Raw genomic sequence first — 2648 nt, forward strand, 5'->3', positions numbered from 1 at the left:
ACCCTGACCAGTGGCAAGTCCTTGGCAGGTATGTTGATTTCAGCCCAGACCTGTCCCAGATCGGACACGGTGAACACGGCGGCGTCTTCCTTGACGGCCTCACCCAGGCTGAGATGCTTTTCAATCACCAGGCCATCGAACGGGGCGCGCAACTCAAAGCGATTCAGCCCTCCCGAAGATCCCGCGCTCAACCCCAAGGCCGACAGCTTCTGCTGAGCATTGGCCACAGCGACTTGCGCCTCGTTTAACGCCTGCCCTGCTTGTAGGTAGTCCTGCTCGGCGGAAATTTTCTGCTCCCAGAGCCGCTTTTCACGCTCGAACGTGGTCTTGGCCAAGGCCAGACGCTTTTGTGCTGTCTGCAACTCGCTGCGCTGCTCAGACGCAGCCGGGCTGGCAATGACTGCGAGAACCTGTCCCTTCTTGACTGCTTGACCCAGACTGGCCTGAACGCTCTCGACCACTCCTGCAATGCGTGGGACAACGTGCGAAGTCCGGTCTTCGTTCAAGCGAATTTCCCCGGGCAATTGCAAGGCTGACTTGATTCGTGCCGCGCCAGCCGTGTCGATGCTAATGGATGCCGCTTTGATTTGTGCATCACTGAGTTCGACTTTCCCCTCCTCTTGGTTGAGGACGAACATGAAGGGTTCGTTGGCTGTCTGGGCAACGATGCTGATCTCGAACGCGTGCGGCTCCGGCACGACCTCGCGGCTCAGCAGGCTGTCCTTGTCAGGCGCGAAGTTGAGCGCCTGCTTCTCGCCGGTCAAGCGCGTGACGGTGGCGCTGACCTTTGCAGTGTTGCTGGCAAGTGGTTTGCCCTTGTCATAGAGCCAGATTCGCAAACGAGGCTCACCGCCTTCCTCCGCGAGCAACGCCTCCAATCCGAAATCCCCTTCATTGAACAGTTTGCCGCCATGCACCCCCTTGCTCGGCCCTTCGTGGTGCTCACCGTCCGCATGGCCCTTGTCGTGGTCGTGCTGGTCACCACTTGCCTTGTCGTGATGCTCACCATCACTGTGGGCCTTGGCTTCAACGTGGCTGCCGTGACCCTCGCCCTCGGCGCTCTTATCCGTCTTGCCGCCGAGAATGGCGCTGCCCAGTCCTATGCCCACTGCGGCGATCACGGCGATGGCAAACCACTGCTTCTTGCCGACGTTCAGTTTGTTCGTTTCGGGTTTCATGTTCATTCCTTGTTTGCAGGCAGGGTGGTCGTGGATTCGGATGCGCCGATCACGCGATCCATGTCCGCCGCCGCGCGGTGCGCATCGGCGAGCGCCTTGAGGTACTGGGACTTGGCGGCAAAGTAGGTGCGTTGCGCGTCCAGCACTTCCAGGTAGTTGAACTTGCCGTAACCAAAGCCCACGGTGGCCGCGTCATAGGCGCTCTTGGCCCCTGGCAGCACCTCTCGCTGCAATATGTCGATCTCGCCGCGAACCGACGCCAGCCGCTCGCGGGCTTGCAACAGCTCTGTGTTGAGGCGCAGATTCAACGCCTGGAGTTCATCCCTCGCCTTGTCTTCACGCTTCAACGCTTCCAACAGATTGCCCTGATTGCGGTCGAACAAAGGCAGCGGCACGGAAATGCCGAGCATTAACTGATTGCGCGCTAACTCGTTCGGACGCTTCACGCCCAGGCTGACCGTGACATCGGGCGTCTGCTTGCTGCGCTCCACGTCGGCCAGCGACCGACGGCGTTCGATCTCCAACTGCGCCCGGCGCAATGCCGATGAGGCCGACAAGCGCTGCTGGATGTCATCCAGCGAAGGGACGTTGGGAAGATCGTCCACGCTGCCCGCTACCTGGGTGAAACGCGGCGGGTTGGCCCCGAGCAAACTGGCCAGCCGCGCGCGGGCACTGCGTTGTTCGCTCTGCGCCTGTGCCAGTTCAACCCGCACGCCGGCCTCGGCCACCCGAGCCTTGGTTTCTTCGACCGGGGACACCTTGCCCGCCGTCACGCGCTTGGCAACGGCATCCGTCGCTTGCCTGGCCAGGTCAACGCTGTCCTGGGCCAAGGCCGTGCGATCCTGGGCGGCCAGCGCCTCAAAGAAGGCGGCAACCACAGCGGCGCGAATTTCAACGCGCCGCGTGTTCAGTTCTTCAACTGCGACGTCACGCCCTCGCTCTGCCGCGGCAATGCGGGCAGCGCGCTTGCCCCCCAGCTCGATGGGCAGATTGATCTGGACGCTTTGCGTGCGGGTTGGCGTGCGTTGGTCTTCGAGCGAGTACGCCAGCTCGGGATTAGGACGTACTCGTCCCTGAATTACCTGGCCCTCCACCGCCTCGATTTCCCGTTGGGCGACAGTTAGGTCAAGATTCGCCTCCAAAGCCAGCGCGACGGCCTTTTGCAGAGTCAGGGGCGTTGCTGCTTCAATCTGCTCTACGCCGTTGGCGCTCTGCCCAAGAGCTGGTGCCGTCGGCAATAACTGAGCGAAAGCCGTCCCCGTCATGAGCGCAAGGAGCAAGCCTGCCGCAACCGCCCTCGCGTTGTAATTGTGAATATCCTTCAGCATCCGATTCTCCAGTGATTTGAAATACACAAGGGAATCGGCGGGGGGGCGATCCAGATGATCGCCAGCAACGTCATCACATCAGCCGCGCGAAGCCGGCTGGATACCGTAGCGCGCCATGCGCGACGGCAGGGGTGAGGACGAA

At 61.6% G+C, this 2648-nt stretch carries 2 protein-coding genes; both read right to left on the reverse strand.

The genetic code is table 11. The annotated features are described in order from the left end of the window. The coding region (locus DBR23_RS04815; RefSeq protein WP_233250274.1) for an efflux RND transporter periplasmic adaptor subunit at positions 1 to 1184 on the reverse strand (1184 nt) is incomplete at its 3' end. After that, positions 1181 to 2506 (reverse strand): TolC family protein, encoded by a 1326-nt coding sequence (locus tag DBR23_RS04820; RefSeq protein ID WP_024537625.1) that lies wholly within the window; start codon positions 2504 to 2506, stop codon positions 1181 to 1183. The genes DBR23_RS04820 and DBR23_RS04815, both read right to left, overlap by 4 nt. Positions 2507 to 2648: the final 142 nt, after the last annotated feature.

It is taken from the genome of Acidovorax sp. HMWF018 (genome assembly GCF_003061035.1).
GTDB lineage: Bacteria > Pseudomonadota > Gammaproteobacteria > Burkholderiales > Burkholderiaceae_C > Acidovorax > Acidovorax delafieldii.